The following is a 21,855-nucleotide window of genomic DNA, read 5'->3' on the forward strand; positions in this document are numbered from 1 at the left end:
GCCGCCGCCGGCGCCGCCCCTGTCGGCGCCACGACTGGCGCCCCCGCAACCGCTCCTGCCGCGGCGCCCGCCGCGCCGGCCGCCCAGTAATCGCGAGCCCGATAGAGATCATGGCCACCGACATCACTGCTGACGATCACGCGCACGGGCACGACGCCGCCCACGACGCTCACGACCACAAGCCGGGCTTCTTCACCCGCTGGTTCCTGTCCACCAACCACAAGGACATCGGCACCCTGTACCTGCTGTTCGCCATCATGGCGGGCATCGTGGGCGGCGCCCTGTCGGGTCTGATCCGCTGGGAACTGGCCGAGCCGGGCATCCAGATCTTCCGTGAAGGCTCGTCGATCAACCTGCTGGGCCTCGTCGACCAGTCCAAGCACGGCTACAACGCCGTGGTCACCGCCCACGCCCTGATCATGATCTTCTTCATGGTCATGCCGGCGATGATCGGCGGCTTCGGCAACTGGTTCGTGCCGATCATGATCGGGGCGCCGGACATGGCCTTCCCGCGCATGAACAACGTCTCGTTCTGGCTGCTGGTCGCGGCCTGGGTGCTGCTGATCATCTCCATGTTCTCGGACGGCGGTTCGGGCCACGGCATCGCCGGCGGCTGGACCATCTATCCGCCGCTCTCGACCAAGGGCGCTCCCGGACCGGCTGGCGACCTGGCCATCTTCGCCCTGCACGTCGCGGGCGCCAGCTCGATCCTGGGCGCGGTCAACTTCATCACCACCATCTTCAACATGCGCGCCCCGGGCATGACCCTGCACCGGATGCCGCTGTTCGCCTGGTCGGTGCTGATCACCGCCTTCCTGCTGCTGCTGTCGCTGCCGGTTCTGGCCGGCGCCATCACCATGCTGCTGGCCGACCGCAACTTCGGCACCAGCTTCTTCGACCCGGCCGGCGGCGGCGACCCGGTGATGTTCCAGCACCTGTTCTGGTTCTTCGGTCACCCCGAAGTTTACATCCTGATCCTGCCCGGCTTCGGCATCATCTCGCACATCGTCTCGACCTTCTCGCGCAAGCCGGTCTTCGGCTATCTCGCGATGGCCTACGCCATGGTCGCCATCGGCTTCATCGGCTTCATCGTGTGGGCGCACCACATGTACACGGTCGGGATGTCGGTGAACCTGCGCGCCTATTTCGTGGCGGCGACCATGATCATCGCCGTGCCCACGGGCGTGAAGATCTTCAGCTGGATCGCCACCATGTGGGGCGGCTCCATCGACTTCAAGACGCCCATGCTGTGGGCGATCGGCTTCATCTTCCTGTTCACCGTCGGCGGCGTGACCGGCGTGGTCCTGTCGAACGCCGGCATCGACTACAGCCTGCACGACACCTATTACGTCGTCGCCCACTTCCACTACGTCCTGTCGCTGGGCGCGGTGTTCGCCATCTTCGCCGGCTTCTACTACTGGTTCGAGAAGATGTTCGGGGTGAAGTACAACGAAGCCCTGGGCTGCGCGCACTTCTGGATCATGTTCGTCGGCGTGAACGTGATCTTCTTCCCGCAGCACTTCCTGGGCCTGCAGGGCATGCCGCGTCGCTACATCGACTATCCGGACGCTTTCACCCTGTGGAACCACGTCTCGTCGATCGGCTATGTGATCACGATCATCGGTGTCGGCGTCTTCCTGATCATGCTGCTGGAAGCCGCGATCCGTCGCCGCAAGGGCGTCGCCAACCCCTGGGGCGAAGGCGCCACGACGCTGGAGTGGACCCTGTCTTCGCCCCCGCCCTACCACCAGTTCAACGAACTGCCGGTGGTCAAGGACGAGCACGACCACTGAGGTCCTCGCCCCGCAAGGGTGCGAACCTCGAAACGACCAAGGGACCCCGGTGGCCGCCGCGCCGCCGGGGTTCTTCTCTTCCAGCGCCCCGTATCCGGGGGTAAGAGACCCGCGTGACCAAGACCGCCGCCACCCCCGTCCTCTCCACCGCCCAGCCGGAAGACTATTTCCAGCTGCTCAAGCCGCGCGTCATGTCGCTGGTGGTGTTCACCGGCGCGACGGGGCTGGTGGTGGCGCCGGGGTCGATCAATCCGTTCGTGGCGGCCATCGCCATCCTGTGCATCGCCGTCGGCGCGGGCGCGGCGGGGGCGCTCAACATGGCCATCGAGGGCGAGACCGACGCCCTGATGCGGCGCACGCGTGGCCGTCCGGTCGCGGCGGGGCGCGTCAACAAGAATGACGCCATGGCCTTCGGGGCCGTGCTGTCGCTGTTCTCGGTCATGCTGCTGGGCATGAACACCAACTGGATGGCGGCCGGTCTGCTGGCCCTGACCATCGTCTATTACGCCGGCTTCTACACGGTGATGCTGAAGCGCCGGACGCCCCAGAATATCGTCATCGGCGGTGCGGCGGGCGCCCTGCCTCCGGTCATCGGCTGGGCGGCGGCGACGGGATCGGCGCCCTGGCAGGCCTGGCTGCTGTTTATGATCATCTTCCTGTGGACCCCGCCGCACAGCTGGGCCCTGGCCCTCTATTCGGCCGGGGACTACGCCAAGGCGGGCATTCCGATGATGCCGGTGGCGCGGGGCGCGAAGTCGACCCGGCTGCAGATCCTGCTCTATTCCCTGATCTTCGTGCCGGTCGCCATTGCGCCGGGCCTGACGGGTCTGGGCGGCTGGATCTATCTGGCGGTGTCGGTGGTCGGCGGCCTCGGCTTCCTGGGCTTGGCCTGGCGGCTCTATCGTTCGCGCGCGGGCGACCCCGTCGGCGCCGAGGGGCCTGACAAGGCGGACACCGTGGGGAGGGAAGCCGCGATTTATGACGTCAAGCTTGAGGCCAAGCCGGCCCGCAATCTGTTCGCCTTCTCTATCCTGTATCTGATGGCCCTGTTCGCGGCATTACTCGTCGAGAACCTGTCCAGCCTGCCGCCTGTCTCCCTGTAGGACGCCGCTTACGATGGTCATCCAGCTTTCCCCCGCAGAGGTCGCGGCGCGCAGCCGCCGCAACGTCTGGATCGGCCTGGCCCTGGCGGCCTTCGTGGTCCTGTTGTTCTCGACCACCTTCCTGAGGATGCAGGCCAACCAGAAGGCCGAGCGGGAGAAGCAGGCGGCCGTGGCCGCCGGCCCGATGCACCCCGAAAAGACCTACGATTCGACGCTCGCCCGATGAGCCAGCCTGCGAGCAAACGGGCGCGGATGATCGCGGCCATCTGCCTCCTGACGGTGATCGGCATGACCGGCGCCGCCTTCGCCGCCGTGCCCCTGTACCGGATGTTCTGTCAGGTGACCGGGTTCGACGGCACGGTGCGCCGGGCCGAGAAGGCGCCGGACCAGATTCTGGACCGGATGGTGACGATCCGCTTCGACACCAATGTGCGCGACCTGCCGATGAAGTTCGTCGCCGAACAGACGCTCCAGCGGGTGCGGATCGGCGAGACGGGCCTCGCCTATTTCGACGTGACCAACACCTCGGACCAGCCGATCCAGGCGCGCGCGGCCTATAATGTCGTGCCGGAATACGCCGGACCCTATTTCCAGAAGCTGCAGTGCTTCTGTTTCGACTCCCAGACCATCGCGGCCGGCGAGACGCGGAAATTCCCGGTCCAGTACTTCGTCGCCCCCGAACTGGCGACGGACCGCGAGGCGAAAGGGGCGACGGAAATCACCCTCAGCTACACCTTCTATCCGGCGAAAGACGGCGCACCCGAAGCCTTGGGTAACGGCCGGACGGGGCTGGCGATTCCGGCGAAAAGCTGAGCCTGCGGGCTTCCGGCAACGCTCGCCTCATTTTTGCCCCGCGCCCCGCTCGACGGACCGTCAAAATCGGCTATAGCCTGAAGCTGACGACTTTCGCGTTCTCAACGAGATCCTGAAGATGGCCGATAACCACGCCGCTCCGCATCACGACTATCACCTCGTGAATCCCAGCATCTGGCCGCTGTGGTGCTCCGCCACCACCGTGGTGATGATGGTTGGCGCGGTCATCTGGATGAAGGGCCTGTTCGGCTTCGAGGCCGGCACCCACTGGCCGTTCTTCCTCGGTCTGCTCCTGACGCTCGGCGGCATGGGCCTGTGGTGGGCGGATGTGGTCAAGGAAGCCAACCAGGGCGACCATACCCCGGTCGTGGCCATCGGCCTGCGCTACGGCATGGTTCTGTTCATCGCCTCCGAGATCATGTTCTTCGCGGCATTCTTCTGGATGTTCTTCGAGATGTCGGTGTTTCACACCGCGCGTCAGCACATTCCGGAAGTCGCCGGCTGGGCCGACACCGCCAAGGCCTGGTCGGCCTGGCCGCCCAAGGGGATCGAGGTTCTGGACGCCTGGCAGCTGCCGCTCCTGAACACCGTGACCCTGCTGCTCTCGGGCTGCACCGTGACCTGGGCTCACCACGCCCTGCAGGTCGGTGACCGCAAGGGCGCCAAGCTGGCCCTGTTCCTGACCATCGCCCTGGGCCTGCTGTTCACCTGCGTGCAGGCGTACGAGTACCACGAGATCATCGGCGAGAAGCTGTTCTTCAACGAGGAAGCCGCCAACTCGGGCCTCTATGGTTCGATCTTCTTCATGGCCACCGGCTTCCACGGCTTCCACGTTCTGGTCGGCACCATCTTCCTGATCGTCTGCCTGATCCGTCTGCTGAACGGCGCCTTCACGCCCAAGCAGCATTTCGGCTTCGAGGCCGCCGCCTGGTACTGGCATTTCGTCGACGTGGTGTGGCTGTTCCTGTTCGCCTTCGTCTACGTCATCTTCGGCTAGTTGAGCCGGGACCCGCAGTCTGAAACGCTTGAGCCGGCCCGGATCGACCCGATCCGGGCCGGTCTGCTTTGCCGCTGTCCGAACTGCGGCAAGGGCCGGCTGTTCGAGGGCTTCCTGAAGGTGGTCGAGCGGTGCGCGGCCTGCGGCTTCGACTTCACCCGGCTGAACACCGGCGACGGGGCCGCCATCTTCATCATGCAAATCGCCGGCGGCCTCGTGGTGTTCACGGCCCTCTATCTGCAGATCGCGCTGAACCCGCCGATCTGGCTGATGCTGCTGATCGCGCTTCCGATGTCGCTGATCCTGTCGCTGGGTCTGATGCGGCCCGGCAAGGGGCTGATGATCGCCTTGCAGATGAAGAACCGGACGAAGGGCTGACCATGAAGCGCTTCCCCTGGATCCTGACGCTCGCCGTCCTGCCCTGCCTCGTCCTGCTGATCGGGCTGGGGGTTTGGCAGGTGCAGAGGCTGCACTGGAAGGAAGGCCTGATCGATCAGGCCGACGCGGCGGCGAAGGCCGCGCCGGCGCCGATCACCGAGGTTCTGACCGCCGGGGATCCGGAGTTCAGGAAGGCCCTGATCGTCTGTCCCGGCCTGCCGACCGCGCCATACGTCGAATTGCAGACGATCCATGAGGGCGATGTCGGGGTCCGGCTGGTTTCGGTCTGCCGCGCGCCGGGCGAGGCGAAGCCCTTCCTGATCGACCGGGGCTTCCTGCCGGACACGGTGTCGGCCCGGCCGCGCGTGACCGAATCGACCCTGCCGCTTTCGCTGCTGGTCGAGCTGCGGCGCACGCCCAAGGCCGGAGGCGGGATGACGCCGCCGCCCGCAGGCAATCATTTCTACGCCCGCGACAGCGCTGCCATGGCCAGGGCCCTTGGCGCGTCGGACGCCTCGGAATTCACTCTCTACGCCCTGTCGTCCAGCAATCCGGAGCTGGGCGCGCTTCAGGCCTCGGCTCCGCCCGCCGCCTTCGCCAACAATCATTTCGGCTACGCGCTGACCTGGTTCGGACTGGCGGTGGCCCTGATGGGCTTCTATGTGGCCCTGCTCCGTCGGCGACTGGCGCCGGCGCCCGCGAAAGACACACACTGACCGCCACCCTCCATACCCTCACCAACGGCGTCCGCGTCGTCTGTGATCCGATGCCCGGGCTGAAGACCCTGGCCCTGACCGTCGCCGTGCGCGGCGGGGCGAGATGGGAGAACGAAGGGCAGTCCGGATGGTCCCATCTTCTCGAACATCTGGTGTTCAAGGGCGCCGGAGACATGGGGGCCAGGGACATCGTCGAGCGGATCGAGGCCGAGGGCGGCACGATCAACGCCGCCACGGGCTATGAGCGCACCAGTTTCGAGGTCCGGGCCCTGGACGGCTCGCTGGGGCTGGCCATGCAGGTGGTGTCGGACCTCGTCTTCCGCCCGACGCTGGATCCGGCCGAGATCGAGCGCGAGAAGGATGTGGTGGCCCAGGAGATCGCCGAGGCCTTCGACACCCCCGACGATCATGTATTCGAAATGGCCCAGACGAAGGCCTTCGCCGGCCAGTCGATGGGGCGGCCGATTCTGGGCTCGGTCGAGAGCCTGAAGCCGGTCACGCGCGAGAGCATCGGCGACTGGCGTGCGCGCCTCTATTCGCCCGACCGGATGGTGGTGGCGGTCTCGGGCGCGGTGGACGAAGCCGAACTGCTGGAACTGGCCGGGCGCTGGTTCGGATCGGCCGTGGCGACGCCCGCCGAGGCGCCGGAGCCCGCGACCTTCACCGGCGGGGCCGCGACGCTGAGCCGCAAGATCGAACAGGCCAATATCGTCTTCCAGCTGCCTTCGGTCTCGGCGACCGACCCGGACCTGCCGGCCATGCGGCTGTTCACCGAAATCCTCGGCGGGGGCATGGCCTCGCGCCTGTTCCAGAGCGCGCGCGAGGAGCGGGGTCTGGCCTATGCCATCGACGCCTATCAGGAGGCGTACGAGGACACCGGGGTGCTGGGCGTCTATGCGGGCGCGGCCGCTGACCGGTCGGTCGAGCTGGCCGGGGTCTGCGCTGACGAGATCAAGGCCCTGGCGACCGAGGGGCCGACGGACGCGGAACTGTCGCGGGCGAAGGCGGTGCTGACCGCCGGCCTGTGGATGTCGGACGAGAGCCCGGCCAGCCGCGCGGGCCGCAACGCCGCCCAGACCCTGATCTATGGCGCGCCCGTGTCGTCCGACGACAGCGCGGCCCGGATCGCAGCGGCGACGGCGGACGATCTGCGCCGGGTCGGGCAGCGGGTGCTGGCCTCGGGCCTGTCGGCGACCTCGGTGCTGGGCCCCAAGGCGGCCCATGCGGCGGGGACGGCGTTCGCGAAGGGTCTGAAATCCGCCTGAGGGAACTCACGGGTTCACAAGTCCGCGGTCTCCACGCTAACCTGACCCCATGGCCCTTCTCGACTGGATGACGGATGCGACCGGCCCGGTGGTCGAAGGGCGGGGCGTGATCCTCCGGCCGCCGCGCATCGGCGACTATGCGGCCTGGGCCGACCTGCGCGAGAGCTCGCGCGACTATCTGCAGCCGTGGGAGCCGGCCTGGCCTGACGACGACCTGACCCGCGCTGCCTATCGACGGCGGCTGACCGTCTATGCGCGCGAGATGGAGCTGGGCAACGCCTGGCCCTTCTTCGTGCTCGATCCGACCGGGCGGACCCTCTACGGCGCCATCACCCTGTCCAACATCCGCCGGGGCGTCGCCGAGACCGGCACCCTGGGGTACTGGATCGGCCGTCCCTATGCGGGCGAGGGGCACGGCACAGCGGCCGTGAAGGCGATGTCGCGCCATGCCTTCCGCCAGCTGAAGCTGCACCGGCTGGAGGCCTCCTGCCTGCCCTCCAACGGCCCGTCGCGGCGCGTGCTGGAGAAATCCGGCTTCCGGCTGGAGGGCGAGGCGCGGGCTTATCTTAAAATTAACGGCGCATGGGCAGATCATCTGCTGTTCGGCCTCTTGTCAGAAGACGCCGAACGGGCCGACTTAAGGTCCTCCTGAAGGAAGAGCGCCCCCTCCCGTGACCCCCACGCGATCCCGAACACTGGCCTGGGATGCGACGACGGCGATCGAGGCCCTGGCCGCGGCCGACACCGCCCTGTGGATATGGACCCCTTCCGAAGACACCCTGCGCTTCACCGGCGCGACCCGCCCGCTGGGTCTGGGCCCGCTGGCGCCGGAATGTTCGGGCGCCGCCTTCGTCGCCGTCACCCTGCCGCAGGACCGGTCGCTGGCCGAGAGCATCCTGACCCCGAAAGAGGAAGGCTCCGAGATCGCCGTGCGTCTGAGAATGCGCGGCTCCGAGACCTGTCTGTGGCGCGGCGTCTGGCTGGAAGACGGATTGCGCGCCGCCGGGATGGTGGCGCTGGAGACCAAGTTCGCGAGCGCGGACAAGGACGCCCTGACCGGGCTTCTGGACCGCCGCGCCTTCCTGGCCCGCGCCTCCGATATTCTCGCCGTGCCCGGCGACTATGACGTGGTCGTCGCCGACGTGGACCGGCTGCGGCGGCTGAACGAAGCCCTGGGCCACGAACGCACCGATCTGGTGCTGTCGGCCCTCGGCTCGCGGCTGGCGGCGGCCTTCTCGGACGGGGCCGCGCCGGCGCGGATCGGCGAGGACGAGTTCGCGGTCATCCTGCAACGGGGCATCACCCACTCCAGCGACCGGGTGCGGGATGCGCTGGAACAGCCGCTGCGCATCGCCGGCTTCGACATCTATCCGACCGTCTCGATCGGCTCGGTCGCCTGCGAGGGCGGGGCCGATGCGCCGGATCCGGCCGAGCTGCTGCGCCGCGTCGAACTGGCCGTGGGTCAGGCCAAGGGCGCCGGGCGCGGCGGGGCCGCCGCCTATGGGCGCGCGCTGGAGAGCGACAGCCTCAGCCGTCTGGCGCTGGAGGCGGACCTCAGGAACGCCTTCGTGCGCGGCGAGATCGAACCCTTCTTCCAGCCGATCGTGAACCTGAACACCGGCGCCGTCGCCGGTTTCGAGGCCTTGGCCCGCTGGCGTCACCCCAAGCGCGGTCTGGTGCCGCCGGACGAGTTCCTGGGCCTGACCGACGAAATGGGCCTGATGAACGATCTGGGCCTGATGATGATGACCCAGTCGGCGCGTCAGCTGGCCGAATGGCTGCAGCGTCACCCCCTGGCCGGCAAGCTGTTCTGCAGCGTCAATCTTTCGGTCGGCGAGATCGAGCGGCCCAATCTGGTCGAGGACGTCCAGCGGGTCATTCAGGAGACCGGCCTGCCCAAAGGCGCGCTCAAGCTGGAGGTCACCGAGGGCGACATCATGCGCGACACCGCCCGGGCGGCGGTGATCCTGCAGCAGCTCAAGGACGTTGGCGCCTCGCTGGCGCTCGACGACTTCGGCACCGGCTTCTCGTCCCTGTCCTATCTGGCGCGCCTGCCGTTCGACACCCTGAAGATCGACCGCTACTTCGTCCTGACCATGGACAAGGACGAGGGCTCGGCGAAGATCGTCAAGTCGGTGGTCAATCTGGGCCGCGACCTGAACCTGGAGGTCGTCGCCGAAGGGGTGGAGAACGCGCCTCTGGCCAAGCTGCTGCTCGACGCCAGCTGCCACTATGGTCAGGGCTTCGGCTACGCCCCCGCCCTGCCGGCGCAGGAGGCCGAGGTCTATCTGAATGAAAGCCTGTCCGACGGCGCCGCGCCGCTGAAGCAGCGGTCGGCTTGATTTGAAGGTCGTCCAGTTATTGGCGGCCGTGCTCGTCGCCGTCCTACTGGCCCTTATGTTGTTCGCTACGCGCCCCAAACCCGAGGGCTTGGCCATCAAGACGGTCGAGAGCGCGTTGGGCGAGAACTTTGCCGGGACGGCCAAAGTGACCGGCCGCTATCTTTTTCGCGATACCGACGGCGCCGTTCGGCGCTGGACGGAACTGGTCTGCGGCGTGGCCGGAGACATTGATCGGCGGACCTTTGCGGTTCTGGTCTACAAGCGCCGCAGCACCATGAGAGTGGAGGAGTTCGCGATCTCGTTGCCAGCGGGTCGGACGCCGACCGCGCGAGAGGCTCAGTTACTCGGCGCCTGCCCTACCTGATTCTCAGGTTCCCGGCTGGCGGTAGGGGATCAGGCCGACCAGACGGCGTTCCTCGCCGCGCGGGTCGGGCGTGGCCCTCGAGACCGTATTCCACTGCATGGTGACCCGGCCGGGCAGCTCATACTTCGGCCAGGCGGGGACGCCGGAACCGTTCGGATCGCCGGTTCGGGCGAAATTGATCAGGGCCGAGGACATGGCGTCGGCGACGGCGTCCGTATCGGGTCCGCCGCCTGTCATCGAGACCATCTCGCGGTGATTGCGGAACATGAAGGGGATGTCGCCGCAGTGGGGCGCGCCCATCCGCCCGTCCAGCACCGGACTCTGCCAGTCGAATTGATAGACCCAGGTGTTCGCCCCCGGCTGGACCGCGCGGCGATCGGCCTGAATGATCTGGGCCCGCCAGGAGCGCAGCTCGGTGGTCATGGCGAAGAAGATCTGGCTGGGCGAATAGCCGGGATGTTTGTCGCGGTACCAGACGACCGCCGATTCCGGCGTCAGGGGCCCGAAGAAGTTCGGGATCGACCGCTTCAGGGTGGGCAGCAGCTCGTCCCACGTCAGGGTGGACAGGGCCGGATCGTCCAGACCGATCAGATAGCGGGTCTCGTCATGGGTGTTGCCCATGATCAGGGCGACGTCGCGCGAGACCGGGGTGGCGTCCGGCTCGAACGGGTCGCGGGTCAGGGAGCGGCCGTCCAGCACCGGTCCGGTCGAGACCCCGCGCGTCGCCGCGATCAGCTGGTCCTTCGACATCGTCAGCAGGGCGTCGGGGCTTTCGACGGCGGCGTTGGTCAGGAATTTCCGCGCCGCCGTGGTCGCCATCTCGGCCGGGGTGACGGTCACCTGCTGGCCGCTCATGGTCATGACCCGTTGGAACAGGCCGCGCGCGGCGGGCATGGCCATCAGGACAGAAGCCTTGGCCCCGCCGCCCGACTGGCCGAACAGGGTGACCCGGCCGGGATCGCCGCCGAAGCCTTCGATATTGTCGCGGATCCACTGAAGCGCGAGGACGAGGTCGAGCATGCCGGCATTGCCGGAATCGGCGAAGCGCTCGCCTCCCAGTTGGCCGAGATAGAGATAGCCGAAGGCGTTAAGGCGATGGTTGACGGTGATGACGACCGCATCGCCCCATTTGGCCAGATTGGCGCCGTCGTAGAGGAGGCTGTTGGCCGACCAGCCCGAGAAGCCGCCGCCGTGGAACCAGACCAGCACCGGCCGCTTCGCGCCGTCGAGCGCGGGGGTCCAGAGGTTGAGGTTCAGGCAGTCTTCCGAGGTCTGGGCTTGAGTATAGGTGCTGTCGGGCAAATAGCCGGCGCCGGGGTTGCCGCCCGGCTGGGGCGCGGGGGCGCCGAAGTCGAGGCAGGGCCGCACGCCGCGCCAGGGCCGGGGCGGCTTCGGCGGCGCGAAACGGGTCTGGGCCGTATCGGCGCCATAGGGCACGCCCTTGAAGACGGCGACGTCGCGGTCGCGGAAGCCCCGAATGCGCCCGGCGTTGGTTCTTGCGTGGACACCGGTGTCATCGCGAGGCACGGCGAAGGACGGCGAGGCGGCGAGGCCCAAACCCAGACCTGCGCTCGCGGCGGCTCCGGCCAGAAGGCCACGGCGGTCGATGGGGTCTGTCATGGCGTTTCCTCGGGGCTTTGGCCGCGTCTCGTTGCGGCGACCTTCGGCCCGCGAGGAAGGGTGGTCAAGACGGAACGGGCTTGCCTCGAAGCCGCGCCGGGTCGAGGTTGGCGGCGGGAGAAGAAACCATGTCCAGACGCCGTCTCGCCGCCTTCGCCCCAACCCTCGCGCTGCTGTCGCTGCTGGCCGCCTGTGGCGAGCGCAAGCCCGCCGATAGTCCCTCGCCGCCCGCAACCCCCGCCGCCGCACCTGCCCCGACCGCATCCGCTGTGCCGGCCGGATGGAAGACGTACAGCGACCCGGTCCTGGGCATCGCCTTCGACTATGCGCCCGATCGCCATACGGACGGCTGCGGCGACGTCGGCGAAGGGGTGGTCTGCATTGGCCTGTTCGGGCCGGGCTCGAAAGAGGCCCTGATCTATTTCCAGCCCATCGACGGGTCGCTGGACACGGTGGCGAAGGAGCAGGCCGGGTTCGAGAAAAACGCCCAGGGCGTGCTGATGACCACCTACGGTCGGTTCGAGCCGGTTCCGGTGGAGCGCTTCACAGCGCAGGGCGGGCCGGGGCTGAAGGCGACCGTGACCTGCGGCACGCAGGACGAGGAAACGGGCTTCCACGCGGCGGGCGGCGAATGCCTGTGGGCCGTGGTCAGCGACGGGACCCATGCGGTGGTGGCGACGACCCAGGGCGTGATCGGTCTGGACGCGGAAACGATGAAGAGCCTGACCTCCGTGCGGTTCATTCCGAAAGGCTGAAGTCTTCCCTACTCTTCGACGCCGCCGGGTACGGCTCTCGAGGCTTTCCGAAATTTCACGTGCCAATCCAGTCTGATCGATCGATGCTACCGGAAGGTGTTTCCGGAGGGCTTGAATGACAAGATTGCTGACCGTCCTGACGGGTGTGCTGGCGGGGCTGGTGTTTTGCGGCGCCGCCTTCGCCCAGAGCTCTGCGCCGATCACCGACAGGGACGTGATCGGTGAGTGGAGGCTGCTGATCACGCCTGCCGAGGGACAGGGACGCACCATTACATTCAAGGCCAGAGACGGGAGCCAGCGGCTGGATTTCCCGGTGGCGATCACGGCCAGACCCAACGGCCGCCTCGGCTGCACCGTCAGCGGTGATCTCGCCGAATGCACGATCAGGAATGGCGATCTGCGTATTTCGTCGCCGGGCGACGGCTTCACCATGGTGTTCACGCTGACCGACCGAACGCGGGCCGGATTTGGCGGCGTGGCCGATTTGAGAGTCCGTAGGATGCCGATCGGCGGGCGCATCGGGACCGTGAGCATGGCTCGCCGCCCCTGACCGCCTCTCCCGGCGGCCTGTGACGTCCGGTATCCGCTGGCGATCAAAGCCGATCCCTGCGATCAAGGTGCAAACCGGGAGACCCCTGATGAGCGGAAAAACCTATGTCGGTATCGGCGGCTGGACCTTCGAGCCCTGGCGCGGCGTCTTCTATCCGGACAAGCTGAGCCAGAAGAAGGAGCTGGGCTACGCCAGTTCGAAACTGACCTCGATCGAGATCAACGGCACCTACTATTCCGGCTTCAAGATCGACACCTGGATGAAGTGGCGCGACGAGACGCCCGACGACTTCGTCTTTTCGGTCAAGGCCAGCCGCTTCTGCACCAACAGGAAGGTCCTGTCGGAGGGCAATGAGAGCCTGGAGCGGTTCCTGGATCAGGGGCTGACGGCCCTGGGGCCCAAGCTGGGGCCGATCAACTGGCAGTTCATGGCCACCAAGAAGTTCGACCCGGTTGATTTCGAGGGGTTCCTGAAACTGCTGCCCAAGGAAAAGGACGGGGTCCGGTTGAGGCATGCGCTCGAGGTCCGCAGCCCGACCTTCGACAATGAGCAGTTCTACGACCTGGCCCGAAAGTACGGCGCGGCCATCGTCTATGCCGTCGATGACGAAAGCCCGACCTGGCCGAAGATCGATCAGGAGACCGCCGACTTCACCTATGCCCGGCTGATGTCGAGCCGCGAGGACGAGCCGACGGGCATGTCCCCGGCCGAGCTGGACGCCATCGCGAAACAGACGACGGGCTGGGCGAAGCGCGGCGACGTCTTCGCCTACTTCATCGCCGGGGCCAAGGTGCGCAATCCGGCCGCAGCCATGGCTCTGATCGAGAAGCTGAAGTAGGCGAAGACGGGCCTCGTCAGCGCTCCACGGTGCGCACGACGCGATAGAGGCCGGGGTGGGCCGTGCCGAAGGCGCGGTTGCGCTCCAGCCAGCCTTCTGCGGTCAGGTGGGCGAAGACCTGTCGCATGGCCGCCTCGTCTTCGGTCTGGGCGTAGTTCACGATCCGGGTCCGGTCGAGGCTCAGGTGCAGACTGGCCGAGAGCCAGCCGGGCACATGGTCGCGGCAGGATCCGGCGGCCTCGGTCAGCAGGTCGATCAGGTCTTCCTGTCGGCCGGGATGGACGTCGAACACATTGATCTGGGTGATGACGCCGTTGTCGGCGGTGATGATGGGCAAGGCTCTTCTCCACGATTGAGGCAAGTCGGGAGAGGTCGTTCGGACTTCCCGACAAGCCGGACGACGCGCAGGCGTCAGGCTTGTCGAGGGGCGGCGCATGGGGCGCTGCCGGAGCCTTCCTGTTCGGGAAGGGCGACGGGCTTACCGATGCCGTCGCAGGTCCTTTTCGACAGTCGAGCCTTAGACTTTCGGTGTTGTCTCCGCAATCGCCGCCGCCGCCGCGTCGTCATGACCTCTCCGAACCGGATCACGCCGCGTAACACCGGCTTTTCGCGCAACTCCGCGCGGGCTAATGCTTTTTTCAAGAGCCGGTCGGGGCGGCAGACCCCGACGGCGTGGACAGGAAACAGGACGGGGAAACGCAGATGGCGCGAGTGGCTCTGGTGACCGGCGGAACGCGCGGCATCGGCAAGGCGATTGTTCAGCGGCTGAAGGAAGACGGCATGTCCGTCGCCGCCGGCTATTCCGGCAACACCGAGGCCGCCGAGGCCACGGCGCGCGAACTGGGCGTCATGGTGGTCAAGGGCAATGTCGGCTCGTTCGAGGACTGCGCCCGCGCCGTCGCCGACGTCGAGGCCGAGCTGGGCCCCATCGATGTCCTGATCAACAACGCCGGCATCACCCGCGACGGCTTCTTCCACAAGATGAGTCACGACCAGTGGTCCGACGTGATCCGCGTCAACATGGACTCGGTCTTCAATATGACGCGCCAGGTGATCACCGGCATGCGCGACCGCAACTATGGCCGCATCGTCAACATCTCCTCGATCAACGGCCAGAAGGGCCAGGTCGGCCAGACCAACTATTCCGCCGCCAAGGCCGGGATGATCGGCTTCACCAAGGCGCTGGCGCTGGAGAACGCGCGCAAGGGCGTGACGGTCAACTGCATCGCGCCCGGCTATATCGACACCGAAATGGTCGGCGCCATGGACCAGAAGGTGCTGGATTCCATCATCGCCCAGATCCCCGTCGGCCGCCTCGGCAAGGGCGAGGAGATCGCCGACATGGTGTCCTGGCTGACGGGCGAACGTGCCGGATATGTCACAGGCTGCACCCTCAGCCTGAATGGCGGCCAGTATCTGGTCGGCTGAACACAGCGGCGCCCAAAATCCGCCGCGCCAAGCTTGCACCGATAAGCGCATGAAGTTGCAACGGGTCGAGACGGCGACAGCGCCGCTTTCGGCGACGATGGCGTTTGTCGCTCTCGTCGCCACGACCCTCATTGCCACGACCGTTCCGGCGGAGGCCCAGGTCCGCACCAACGCCCAGCAGGAACAGTCCCGGAGCCTCGGCCGCGGCGCGACGCGCACCCAGCCGGAAACCGGCCGCTATGTCGCCGAGTCCGGCGAGAGCTTCATCTTCGATCGGTCCGGCCCGCGCCCCCTGTTCCGCTTCGCCAGCCGAAACGAGACCTGGGCCCTGACGGCCCGTCCGGCCCCCCGCGGCGACATCATCTATCGCAACGATGCGGGCGACCAGATTCTGCGGGTCACGCCCGACGGCGGGATGACCCTGTATTCGGTGCGGGCGCCGAACGGCTCGCCCGCCTCCATGGCCGGTCCGGCGCCGGCGCTGGAGCGGCCGCTGCTGGGGCCGATCCAGCTGTCCAACCTGATGGTCCAGCGCAGCTTCCTGATGAGCCGCGCGCTCGGCCGGATGATCAGCGTCCAGCTGGACGGCGAACAGGACGAGGGCCTGTGCACCGACGCCCTGATGGTGACCACCGAGGCCGTGTTGCGGATGGCGGCGTCGCCCGCCCTGCGAAGCCAGCTCAACGGGTTGCAGACCGTGACCATCATCGAGGGGCGGACCAGCTCGGTGACCTATTCCGGCGGCGAGCTGCGTGTGACCGTGCACCCGAACCAGGGGCCGACCGGTCGCCCGTCCTCGGCCCGGATCATCCAGGCGGTCCGCCGCTAGGCTTGTTTCAGCCCGTGAAGCCGTCCTTGGCCGCCCGTCGGGCGCCGAAGTCGGCCGCGTCCCGCGCGCGCAGGAAGGGGTTGAAGGCCTTTTCCACCGCCAGCGTCGTCGGCTCGGTCGGTTCGCCGCGCTCGCGCATGGCGAAGATCATCTCCGCATGGGCCCGCATTTCCGGCCGGTCGTCGATCGACAGGGCGAAGCGGGCGTTGGCGGCGGTGTATTCATGGGCGCCGTAGAGGACCGTTTCGTCGGGCCAGGCGGTGATGGCCTCGAAGCTGGACCACATCTGTTCGGCCGTGCCCTCAAACAGCCGGCCGCAACCGAGCGGGAACAGGGTGTCGCCGACAAAGGCGATGTCGTCGGCGGCCGAGCGATAGAGGATATGGCCGAGCGTATGGCCGGGGGCGGCGGTGACCTCGAACGCCGTCTCGCCCAGCATGACCGTTTCGCCGCCCGCCAGAACCCGGTCCAGTGGGGCGATGCGGCGGACCTCCTCGGGGCCCTGGATCTCGCAACCGGTCGCGGCCTGGATGGCGGCGTTGCCGCCCGCATGATCGGGGTGCCAGTGGGTGTTGAGAATGAGGTCCAGCCGGCCCCAGCCCAGCCGCTCCAGCTCGGCCAGGATGGCTTCGGCGTCGGGGGTGTCGACCGTCGCCGTCATGCCGGTCGCCTCATCGCGCAGCAGGAAGCCGTAGTTGTCCGAGAGACAGGGGAAGAGGTGGACGGTCAGGGCCATGCGGGTTCTCGTTAGTCGTCTGGAGGGAGGGCGACGAACGCCGTCCGAACGCATATAGTGCGCCCCATGCGCCGCAGCATCGAGGATCTTCGCGCCTTCTACGGCGAGCCGACCGGGGCCCTGGTCCGTCGGCTGCTGGCGCGGCGTCTGGAGGACGCCTGGGGCGAGGCGACCAACTGCGATGTTCTGGGCATCGGCTATCCCACGCCCTGGCTGGACGCCTTCGTCGGCGCGCGCCGCGTGGTCGCCGCCATGCCGGGCGGGCAGGGGGTGGAGCTCTGGCCCGCCGCCGGCCGAAACCGCACCCTTCTGGTCGACGACAAACGCCTGCCCTTCGCGGCGGGCGCCTTCGATCGCATCCTGATGATCCATGCGCTGGAGGAGGCTGACGACCCGACCCTGCTGCTGACCGAGGCCGTGCGGGCTCTGGCCCCGGCGGGGCGGATCATTCTGGCGGCGGCGGCGCGGGGCGGCCTTTGGGCGCGAGCCGAGGCGACCCCCTTCGGGCACGGCCGGCCCTTCACCCGGGGGCAGCTGGAGCGGCTGGTGCGTTCGGTCGGGCTGGAGCCCACGGCCTGGTCCCAGACCCTCTATACGCCCCCGTGGCGCCCCCTGCTGGGCATGGCCGACGGCATCGAACAGATCGGCAAGACCCTGGCGCCCGGAACGGCGGGGGTGATCCTGCTGGAGGCATCGCGTCAGGCCTATGCCCGGGTCCGGCCCGGCGGCTCCGCCGTGCGCGTGCGGGCCACGCCCGATCTGGTCCCGCAACCGGCGTCGCGGAGCCACAGGTCGGCAGGGGAAATGGATCACAGGACCGTCGACGGTCTGGATGCTCCGTCCAAAGCGCCGTAAAGCCGGGGCATGCACCGTCTTATCCTGATGCGACACGCCAAGACCGAGCGCGCCGCCGCCTCCGGGCTCGACCGCGACCGGTCGCTGACCGACCGCGGCCGCGCCGACGCCGCGATCATGGGTCGCGTCCTGGCCGAGAAGGGTTTGCGGCCCGACCTCGCCCTGGTCTCGACCGCGACCCGGACGCGCGAGACGTGGGAGGTCCTGCAGGAATCATTCGGCGATGTCGAGGTGCGGCTGGAGCCGACCCTCTACAACGCCCCGCAGGACGTCATTCGCCGCTTTGTCGAGGGCGCGGAGGAGGAGGCAGGTTGCCTGCTGGTCCTGGCCCACAATCCCGGCGTCCACATGCTGGCCTATGAATATCTGATCGAGAGCGCGGCCTCGCCGAGCGTGATGGACCGCATGGCCGGGGGCTTCCCGACGGCGGCGGCGGCGGTGTTCGAGGTCGATGTGGCCGGACGCTGCGCCTATGACGGCTATCTGATCCCCAAGGCCTTCGGCGGCGGCGCGGACGAATGAGCAGCCATCCGACCGAGGCCTTCAAGGTCGTCGACGCGGCCGAATGGGCCGAGGCCGAGGCGGCCGGTTCCTATGCCGGATCGGCGGTCGATCTGGCCGACGGCTATATCCACCTGTCGGCTGAGGACCAGTTGGCGGAGACCGTCAGCAAACACTATGCGGGCCGCGAAAGCCTGCTGCTCCTGACCGTGAACCTCGACGCCCTGGGCGAGACCATCGTCTGGGAGCCCTCGCGCGGCGGCGCCCTGTTTCCGCATATCTACGGCCCCCTGCCGGTCGCGGCGGTGACGGCGAAGAAGGCCTTTTCGGTCGGCGCCGACGGCGGGATGATCTTCGCATGAGCGGCCTGACGGATGTCGGCGCGGCCCTGCTGCGCAAGCTCGATCCCGAGACCGCGCATGGTCTGGCGATCAAGGCCCTGCAGACCGTTCCCCTGCCGGCGCCGGCCGCCGACGATCCGATCCTCAAGACCACCCTCGCGGGGCTGACCCTGCCCAATCCGGTCGGTCTGGCGGCGGGTCTGGACAAGAACGGCGAGGCCCTGAGCGGCCTGTCGAAACTGGGCTTCGGCTTCGTCGAATGCGGCTCGGTCACGCCCGTGGCCCAGGCCGGAAATCCGAAGCCGCGCCTGTTCCGGCTCAGCGAGGACCGGGCGATCATCAACCGGATGGGCTTCAACAACGCCGGGCTGGAGGCCTTCGCCGGCCGGTTGGGCGATCGTCGGCGGGGACCGGTCGTCGGCGCCAATCTGGGGGCCAACAAGGACACCGAGGACCGCGCCGCCGACTATGTGACCGGCCTTCAAAGGCTGGATGGTCTGGCCGACTATTTCACCATCAACATCTCCTCGCCCAACACCCCCGGGTTGCGCGCCCTGCAGGGGCGCGAGGCCCTGGATGACCTGCTGGGCCGGGTCGCCGAGGCGCGGCCGAAGGTCGCAGTCCGATACGCCCCGGTCTTCCTGAAGATCGCGCCTGACCTGACGGCGGCCGAGATCGCCATGATCGTCGAGGCGGCCCTGGCCCACGGCATCGACGCCCTGATCGTGTCCAACACCACCCTGGATCGGCCGGGCCTGCGTTCAGCGGACGCGGGCGAGGCCGGCGGCCTGTCCGGCGCGCCCCTGAAGGACAGGGCCCTGCACGCCCTGCGCGACGCGGCGGCGGCGGCTCAAGGCCGTCTGCCCCTGATCGGGGTGGGCGGCATCGGCTCTGGCGCGGACGCCTATGCGCGCATCCGTGCGGGCGCCTCGGCGGTCCAGCTCTACTCCGCCCTGATCTACGAAGGGCCGGGTCTGGTCGGGCGGATCAAGCGCGATCTGGCGGCCCGTCTGCGCGCGTATGGATTTTCCAGCGTTTCTGAGGCAGTTTCGACCTGACGTTGACGGAGCGTTAGGGCCAAGGCGTCATTGTCCCGCGATCGGGGGCGCGTATTCGCCTCGGCCGGGGACACTCATGTCGGAGGTTGCCATCCAGACGACCGCTGAGCGTTGGGAGCCCGCCGTCGTGCAGCGCCGCAAGGCCTTGCTGCAGCGCCTCGGCATGGGCGCCGCCACGGCCATGATCTTCAGCCCCTTGTTCGGCTGGGAAGTCAGCGCGGCCTGGATCCTTGTCTATTTCGCCGTCCAGCTGTTGGATCTGATCGTCTTCGCGCCGCTCAACTCGGGCGAGCCCGAGCGAATGGGGCCGCTGCGCACCTTTGTCGGCGGGCTGGTCCTGTTCCTGAACGCCGCCAGTTTCGGCAGTCTGTCGGTCGCCCTGTGGCTGTTCGGCGGCCCGATGGGCGGGGTCTGCGCCGCCATCGTCCTGGCCTCGGGGGCCATCTACGGCGTGGTCAACTCGCCCCGCTCGGCCGAGGTGCTGGTCATCACCATCGCCCCGCACTGCATCTATATGGCGATGATGCCCTTCTTCATGATCGCCAACGGGGCCGAGCCGGCCTTCGTCACGGCGGTCGCCATCTCGGTGGTGGTCTTCATCGCCTATTGTATCTCGACCTGGCGCAGCATGAACGAGGCCTATGAGGCCGAGAGCCGGGCCCGGATCGACGCCGAGCGGCGCGGCGTCGAGGCAGAGCGCGCCATGGCCAGCCGGTCCGCCTTCCTGGCCGCCATCGGCCACGACCTGCGCACCCCGATCGGCGCCATCCTGACCGGAGCGGCCGAGATGGACCGTCTGGCCGGCGACTCGGCGTCGCGCGCCAACGCCGCCCTGATCACCGACGCCAGCCTGATGATGAAGGGCTTACTGGACAATCTGCTGGACCATTCCAAGCTCGACGCCGGCCGGATGACGGTCGAGGTGGCCGACTTCAACCTCCGCGCCATGCTGGCCCAGACCCTGCGTCTTTGGGCCGGCCCGGTCCGGGCCAAGGGGCTGTCGCTGCGGGTCGAGGGCGCCAGCGAAATGCCCGCCATGGTGCGCGGCGACGCCATGCGGCTGCGTCAGGTGCTCAACAACCTGGTCTCCAACGCGCTCAAATTCACGGACACCGGCTCGGTGACCCTGCGACTGAAGTCGTGGGCCGAGGAGCCGTCGGGCCACGCCATCCTGATCGAGGTCGAGGACACCGGTCCGGGTATGACCGCGGCCCAGCTGCTGCGCCTTTTCACCCCCTTCGACCAGACGGCGGACGGCGTCAGCGCGCGTCACGGCGGGACCGGCCTGGGTCTGGCCATCAGCCGCGATCTGGTCGGCCTGATGGGCGGACGGCTGACGGCCCGCAGCCTGCCCGGTCAGGGCGCCTGTTTCACCCTGTCGCTGACCCTGGCGCCGGCGATCAATCCCGAGGCGGTGGTCAAGGTTCTGGACGCCGACAGCCGCGCCGACGTCGCCCGCGTCCTGCGTCCCGCCGAGGTCGCTCGCGCCGAAGCGAAGCCGGCGCCCGCGCCCGCACCGAAACCCGAACCCGCCGTCGTCCCGGTCAACACCGCCGAGCCGGGAAGCGCCGCCGAAGCCCTGCTGGCCTCGCTGCTGTCCGCCCCGATCGAGAGCGCGCCCGCAGTCGCTCCGGTTGAGGCGGATCCCGCCGAAGCGCCGGTCGTGGAAGACGTCTTCCCCGTCGAACCCGTCTCCGAGGCTTCGGTCGAGGAGGAAGAGGACCGTCCACTGCGAGTTCTGGTCGTCGACGACCACGACATCAACCGCCGCGCGGTCGAGCTGATCCTGGCCCCCCTGGGCTGCGACATCTCCACGGCCGCCGACGGCATGGCTGCCCTGCGCCAGTGCGAGGCCGCCGCCTTCGACGTCATCTTCATGGACGTGCGGATGCCGGAGCTGGACGGTCGTGAGACCACGCGCCGCCTGCGCGCCGGCGAAAGCCCGAACGCCACGACCCCGGTCATCGCCGTCACCGCCGACACGGCGCCCGACGACATCGCCGCCTGTATGGCCGCCGGGATGGACTATTTCGTCTCCAAGCCCCTGACCCCGCCGGCCCTGCTCGGGGCCCTGCAGCAGGTGCTCTCGGCCACGGAAGAGGCCCAGACCGTCGCCGCCTAAGCCCTGATCTCCGCGATCAGGGTTTCCGCGAAGTCGGGCGCCTTCATTTCGCATTCCCAGACGGTCACCACGCGCCAGCCCTGCTCGGTCAGGGCGGCGGTGTTGCGCGCATCGCGGTCGCGGTTGCGGCCGATCTTGGCGATCCAGTAGTCGGCGTTGGCCTTGGGCTGGCGCGCGCCGCGGGCGCAGTCGTGGCCGTGCCAGAAACAGCCGTGGACGAACAGGGCGACGCGCCGGCCCTTCATCACCACATCGGGCTTGCCGGGGAGGCTTGCCCCGCCCAGCCGATAGCCGATCCCGGCTTCGCGCAGCAGGCGACGCACGGCCAGTTCCGGTGCGGTGTCCTTGCCCTTCACCCGGCGCATGACGGCGCTGCGTTTCTCGGGCGAATAGACGTCGGTCATTCCATCACCCGCTCATCCCCGCGAAAGCGGGGACCCAGTGCTTTGGG

Annotated in this window: 25 protein-coding genes; 21 read left to right on the top strand and 4 right to left on the bottom strand. The window is 68.1% G+C overall.

All coding sequences use genetic code 11. The annotated features are described in order from the left end of the window. Window positions 1-110: 110 nt before the first annotated feature. From ctaD to AC1ROD_RS11805, 11 genes are all read left to right on the top strand, one after another. Window positions 111-1,793 carry a cytochrome c oxidase subunit I gene (ctaD, locus tag AC1ROD_RS11755; RefSeq protein WP_492948453.1) on the top strand — a complete coding sequence of 561 codons (1,683 nt, stop codon included), beginning with the start codon at window positions 111-113 and terminating at the stop codon, window positions 1,791-1,793. Window positions 1,794-1,906: 113 nt separating this feature from the next. Next, window positions 1,907-2,896 (top strand): heme o synthase, encoded by a 990-nt coding sequence (gene cyoE, locus AC1ROD_RS11760; RefSeq protein ID WP_492948454.1) that lies wholly within the window; start codon window positions 1,907-1,909, stop codon window positions 2,894-2,896. A gap of 13 nt (window positions 2,897-2,909) precedes the next feature. Beyond that, window positions 2,910-3,122 (top strand): cytochrome c oxidase system small membrane protein, encoded by a 213-nt coding sequence (locus AC1ROD_RS11765; protein WP_492948455.1) that lies wholly within the window; start codon window positions 2,910-2,912, stop codon window positions 3,120-3,122. After that, a complete protein-coding gene (locus tag AC1ROD_RS11770) occupies window positions 3,119-3,709 on the top strand; it encodes a cytochrome c oxidase assembly protein (RefSeq protein ID WP_492948456.1) in 591 nt (196 codons plus the stop codon). Before AC1ROD_RS11765 ends, AC1ROD_RS11770 begins: the two co-directional genes overlap by 4 nt. A gap of 118 nt (window positions 3,710-3,827) precedes the next feature. Further along, on the top strand, window positions 3,828-4,706 hold the full coding sequence (locus AC1ROD_RS11775) for a cytochrome c oxidase subunit 3 (RefSeq protein ID WP_492948457.1): 879 nt from the start codon (window positions 3,828-3,830) through the stop codon (window positions 4,704-4,706). Further along, entirely contained in the window at window positions 4,707-5,084 is a 378-nt protein-coding gene (locus AC1ROD_RS11780; protein WP_492948458.1) for a DUF983 domain-containing protein, read from the top strand. A 2-nt stretch (window positions 5,085-5,086) separates the two neighbouring features. Continuing rightward, window positions 5,087-5,800 (top strand): SURF1 family protein, encoded by a 714-nt coding sequence (locus AC1ROD_RS11785; protein ID WP_492948459.1) that lies wholly within the window; start codon window positions 5,087-5,089, stop codon window positions 5,798-5,800. 50 nt (window positions 5,801-5,850) lie between these two features. Beyond that, the gene (locus AC1ROD_RS11790) at window positions 5,851-7,065 is read left to right on the top strand and encodes a M16 family metallopeptidase (RefSeq protein WP_492948460.1); all 1,215 of its coding nucleotides are present in this window, start codon (window positions 5,851-5,853) and stop codon (window positions 7,063-7,065) included. A 49-nt stretch (window positions 7,066-7,114) separates the two neighbouring features. After that, on the top strand, window positions 7,115-7,717 hold the full coding sequence (locus AC1ROD_RS11795) for a GNAT family N-acetyltransferase (RefSeq protein ID WP_492948461.1): 603 nt from the start codon (window positions 7,115-7,117) through the stop codon (window positions 7,715-7,717). A 19-nt stretch (window positions 7,718-7,736) separates the two neighbouring features. Next, window positions 7,737-9,407 (top strand): putative bifunctional diguanylate cyclase/phosphodiesterase, encoded by a 1,671-nt coding sequence (locus AC1ROD_RS11800; protein ID WP_492948462.1) that lies wholly within the window; start codon window positions 7,737-7,739, stop codon window positions 9,405-9,407. 1 nt (window position 9,408) lies between these two features. Beyond that, entirely contained in the window at window positions 9,409-9,771 is a 363-nt protein-coding gene (locus AC1ROD_RS11805) for a hypothetical protein (protein WP_492948463.1), read from the top strand. Window positions 9,772-9,774: 3 nt separating this feature from the next. Here AC1ROD_RS11805 and AC1ROD_RS11810 read toward each other — a convergent pair whose 3' ends face one another. Further along, window positions 9,775-11,391 (bottom strand): carboxylesterase/lipase family protein, encoded by a 1,617-nt coding sequence (locus AC1ROD_RS11810; protein ID WP_492948464.1) that lies wholly within the window; start codon window positions 11,389-11,391, stop codon window positions 9,775-9,777. Between the two features lie 128 nt (window positions 11,392-11,519). Between AC1ROD_RS11810 and AC1ROD_RS11815 the strand changes: the two genes are divergently transcribed. From AC1ROD_RS11815 to AC1ROD_RS11825, 3 genes are all read left to right on the top strand, one after another. Continuing rightward, window positions 11,520-12,146, top strand: coding sequence for a hypothetical protein (locus AC1ROD_RS11815; RefSeq protein WP_492948465.1), 627 nt, complete (start codon window positions 11,520-11,522; stop codon window positions 12,144-12,146). A gap of 124 nt (window positions 12,147-12,270) precedes the next feature. Beyond that, on the top strand, window positions 12,271-12,696 hold the full coding sequence (locus AC1ROD_RS11820; protein ID WP_492948466.1) for a hypothetical protein: 426 nt from the start codon (window positions 12,271-12,273) through the stop codon (window positions 12,694-12,696). 88 nt (window positions 12,697-12,784) lie between these two features. Further along, a complete protein-coding gene (locus AC1ROD_RS11825) occupies window positions 12,785-13,534 on the top strand; it encodes a DUF72 domain-containing protein (RefSeq protein WP_492948467.1) in 750 nt (249 codons plus the stop codon). Window positions 13,535-13,550: 16 nt separating this feature from the next. Here the strand turns inward: AC1ROD_RS11825 and AC1ROD_RS11830 are convergent, their stop codons facing one another. Then, complete coding sequence (locus AC1ROD_RS11830) at window positions 13,551-13,871, bottom strand: antibiotic biosynthesis monooxygenase family protein (RefSeq protein WP_492948468.1); 321 nt, start codon at window positions 13,869-13,871, stop codon at window positions 13,551-13,553. Window positions 13,872-14,236: 365 nt separating this feature from the next. On the opposite strand from AC1ROD_RS11830, the gene phbB reads away from it, so the two are divergent. Next, window positions 14,237-14,962 (top strand): acetoacetyl-CoA reductase, encoded by a 726-nt coding sequence (phbB, locus tag AC1ROD_RS11835; RefSeq protein WP_492948469.1) that lies wholly within the window; start codon window positions 14,237-14,239, stop codon window positions 14,960-14,962. Window positions 14,963-15,011: 49 nt separating this feature from the next. Further along, entirely contained in the window at window positions 15,012-15,791 is a 780-nt protein-coding gene (locus tag AC1ROD_RS11840) for a DUF4908 domain-containing protein (RefSeq protein ID WP_492948470.1), read from the top strand. A 7-nt stretch (window positions 15,792-15,798) separates the two neighbouring features. Here the strand turns inward: AC1ROD_RS11840 and gloB are convergent, their stop codons facing one another. Continuing rightward, entirely contained in the window at window positions 15,799-16,527 is a 729-nt protein-coding gene (gene gloB / locus AC1ROD_RS11845; RefSeq protein WP_492948471.1) for a hydroxyacylglutathione hydrolase, read from the bottom strand. 66 nt (window positions 16,528-16,593) lie between these two features. On the opposite strand from gloB, the gene AC1ROD_RS11850 reads away from it, so the two are divergent. The 5 genes from AC1ROD_RS11850 (at window position 16,594) to AC1ROD_RS11870 (ending at window position 21,404) form a co-directional block, all read left to right on the top strand. Continuing rightward, window positions 16,594-17,382, top strand: a complete 789-nt coding sequence (locus AC1ROD_RS11850) for a class I SAM-dependent methyltransferase (protein WP_492948472.1) — start codon at window positions 16,594-16,596, stop codon at window positions 17,380-17,382. 9 nt (window positions 17,383-17,391) lie between these two features. Further along, complete coding sequence (locus AC1ROD_RS11855; protein ID WP_492948473.1) at window positions 17,392-17,904, top strand: SixA phosphatase family protein; 513 nt, start codon at window positions 17,392-17,394, stop codon at window positions 17,902-17,904. Then, a complete protein-coding gene (locus AC1ROD_RS11860) occupies window positions 17,901-18,245 on the top strand; it encodes a DUF952 domain-containing protein (protein ID WP_492948474.1) in 345 nt (114 codons plus the stop codon). The genes AC1ROD_RS11855 and AC1ROD_RS11860 overlap by 4 nt, the downstream gene beginning before the upstream one ends. Further along, window positions 18,242-19,282, top strand: a complete 1,041-nt coding sequence (locus AC1ROD_RS11865; protein ID WP_492948475.1) for a quinone-dependent dihydroorotate dehydrogenase — start codon at window positions 18,242-18,244, stop codon at window positions 19,280-19,282. The genes AC1ROD_RS11860 and AC1ROD_RS11865 overlap by 4 nt, the downstream gene beginning before the upstream one ends. Window positions 19,283-19,358: 76 nt before the next feature. Further along, entirely contained in the window at window positions 19,359-21,404 is a 2,046-nt protein-coding gene (locus tag AC1ROD_RS11870; RefSeq protein ID WP_492948476.1) for an ATP-binding protein, read from the top strand. On the opposite strand, the gene AC1ROD_RS11875 is transcribed toward AC1ROD_RS11870, so the two are convergent. Further along, complete coding sequence (locus AC1ROD_RS11875) at window positions 21,401-21,808, bottom strand: very short patch repair endonuclease (RefSeq protein ID WP_492948477.1); 408 nt, start codon at window positions 21,806-21,808, stop codon at window positions 21,401-21,403. The two genes, AC1ROD_RS11870 and AC1ROD_RS11875, sit on opposite strands and share 4 nt — an antisense overlap. Window positions 21,809-21,855: the final 47 nt, after the last annotated feature.

The sequence above is a fragment of the Brevundimonas sp. GW821-FHT12E07 genome (assembly GCF_058807035.1).

Bases quoted from the DNA above. Each gene is read 5' to 3' on its own strand.
- ctaD (WP_492948453.1), top strand. From the start codon at position 111: ATGGCCACCGACATCACTGCTGACGATCACGCGCACGGGCACGACGCC.
- AC1ROD_RS11765 (WP_492948455.1), top strand. From the start codon at position 2,910: ATGGTCATCCAGCTTTCCCCCGCAGAGGTCGCGGCGCGCAGCCGCCGC.
- AC1ROD_RS11770 (WP_492948456.1), top strand. From the start codon at position 3,119: ATGAGCCAGCCTGCGAGCAAACGGGCGCGGATGATCGCGGCCATCTGC.
- AC1ROD_RS11775 (WP_492948457.1), top strand. From the start codon at position 3,828: ATGGCCGATAACCACGCCGCTCCGCATCACGACTATCACCTCGTGAAT.
- AC1ROD_RS11785 (WP_492948459.1), top strand. From the start codon at position 5,087: ATGAAGCGCTTCCCCTGGATCCTGACGCTCGCCGTCCTGCCCTGCCTC.
- AC1ROD_RS11790 (WP_492948460.1), top strand. From the start codon at position 5,851: ATGCCCGGGCTGAAGACCCTGGCCCTGACCGTCGCCGTGCGCGGCGGG.
- AC1ROD_RS11795 (WP_492948461.1), top strand. From the start codon at position 7,115: ATGGCCCTTCTCGACTGGATGACGGATGCGACCGGCCCGGTGGTCGAA.
- AC1ROD_RS11810 (WP_492948464.1), bottom strand. From the start codon at position 11,391: ATGACAGACCCCATCGACCGCCGTGGCCTTCTGGCCGGAGCCGCCGCG.
- AC1ROD_RS11815 (WP_492948465.1), top strand. From the start codon at position 11,520: ATGTCCAGACGCCGTCTCGCCGCCTTCGCCCCAACCCTCGCGCTGCTG.
- AC1ROD_RS11825 (WP_492948467.1), top strand. From the start codon at position 12,785: ATGAGCGGAAAAACCTATGTCGGTATCGGCGGCTGGACCTTCGAGCCC.
- phbB (WP_492948469.1), top strand. From the start codon at position 14,237: ATGGCGCGAGTGGCTCTGGTGACCGGCGGAACGCGCGGCATCGGCAAG.
- AC1ROD_RS11840 (WP_492948470.1), top strand. From the start codon at position 15,012: ATGAAGTTGCAACGGGTCGAGACGGCGACAGCGCCGCTTTCGGCGACG.
- gloB (WP_492948471.1), bottom strand. From the start codon at position 16,527: ATGGCCCTGACCGTCCACCTCTTCCCCTGTCTCTCGGACAACTACGGC.
- AC1ROD_RS11850 (WP_492948472.1), top strand. From the start codon at position 16,594: ATGCGCCGCAGCATCGAGGATCTTCGCGCCTTCTACGGCGAGCCGACC.
- AC1ROD_RS11855 (WP_492948473.1), top strand. From the start codon at position 17,392: ATGCACCGTCTTATCCTGATGCGACACGCCAAGACCGAGCGCGCCGCC.
- AC1ROD_RS11860 (WP_492948474.1), top strand. From the start codon at position 17,901: ATGAGCAGCCATCCGACCGAGGCCTTCAAGGTCGTCGACGCGGCCGAA.
- AC1ROD_RS11865 (WP_492948475.1), top strand. From the start codon at position 18,242: ATGAGCGGCCTGACGGATGTCGGCGCGGCCCTGCTGCGCAAGCTCGAT.
- AC1ROD_RS11870 (WP_492948476.1), top strand. From the start codon at position 19,359: ATGTCGGAGGTTGCCATCCAGACGACCGCTGAGCGTTGGGAGCCCGCC.
- AC1ROD_RS11875 (WP_492948477.1), bottom strand. From the start codon at position 21,808: ATGACCGACGTCTATTCGCCCGAGAAACGCAGCGCCGTCATGCGCCGG.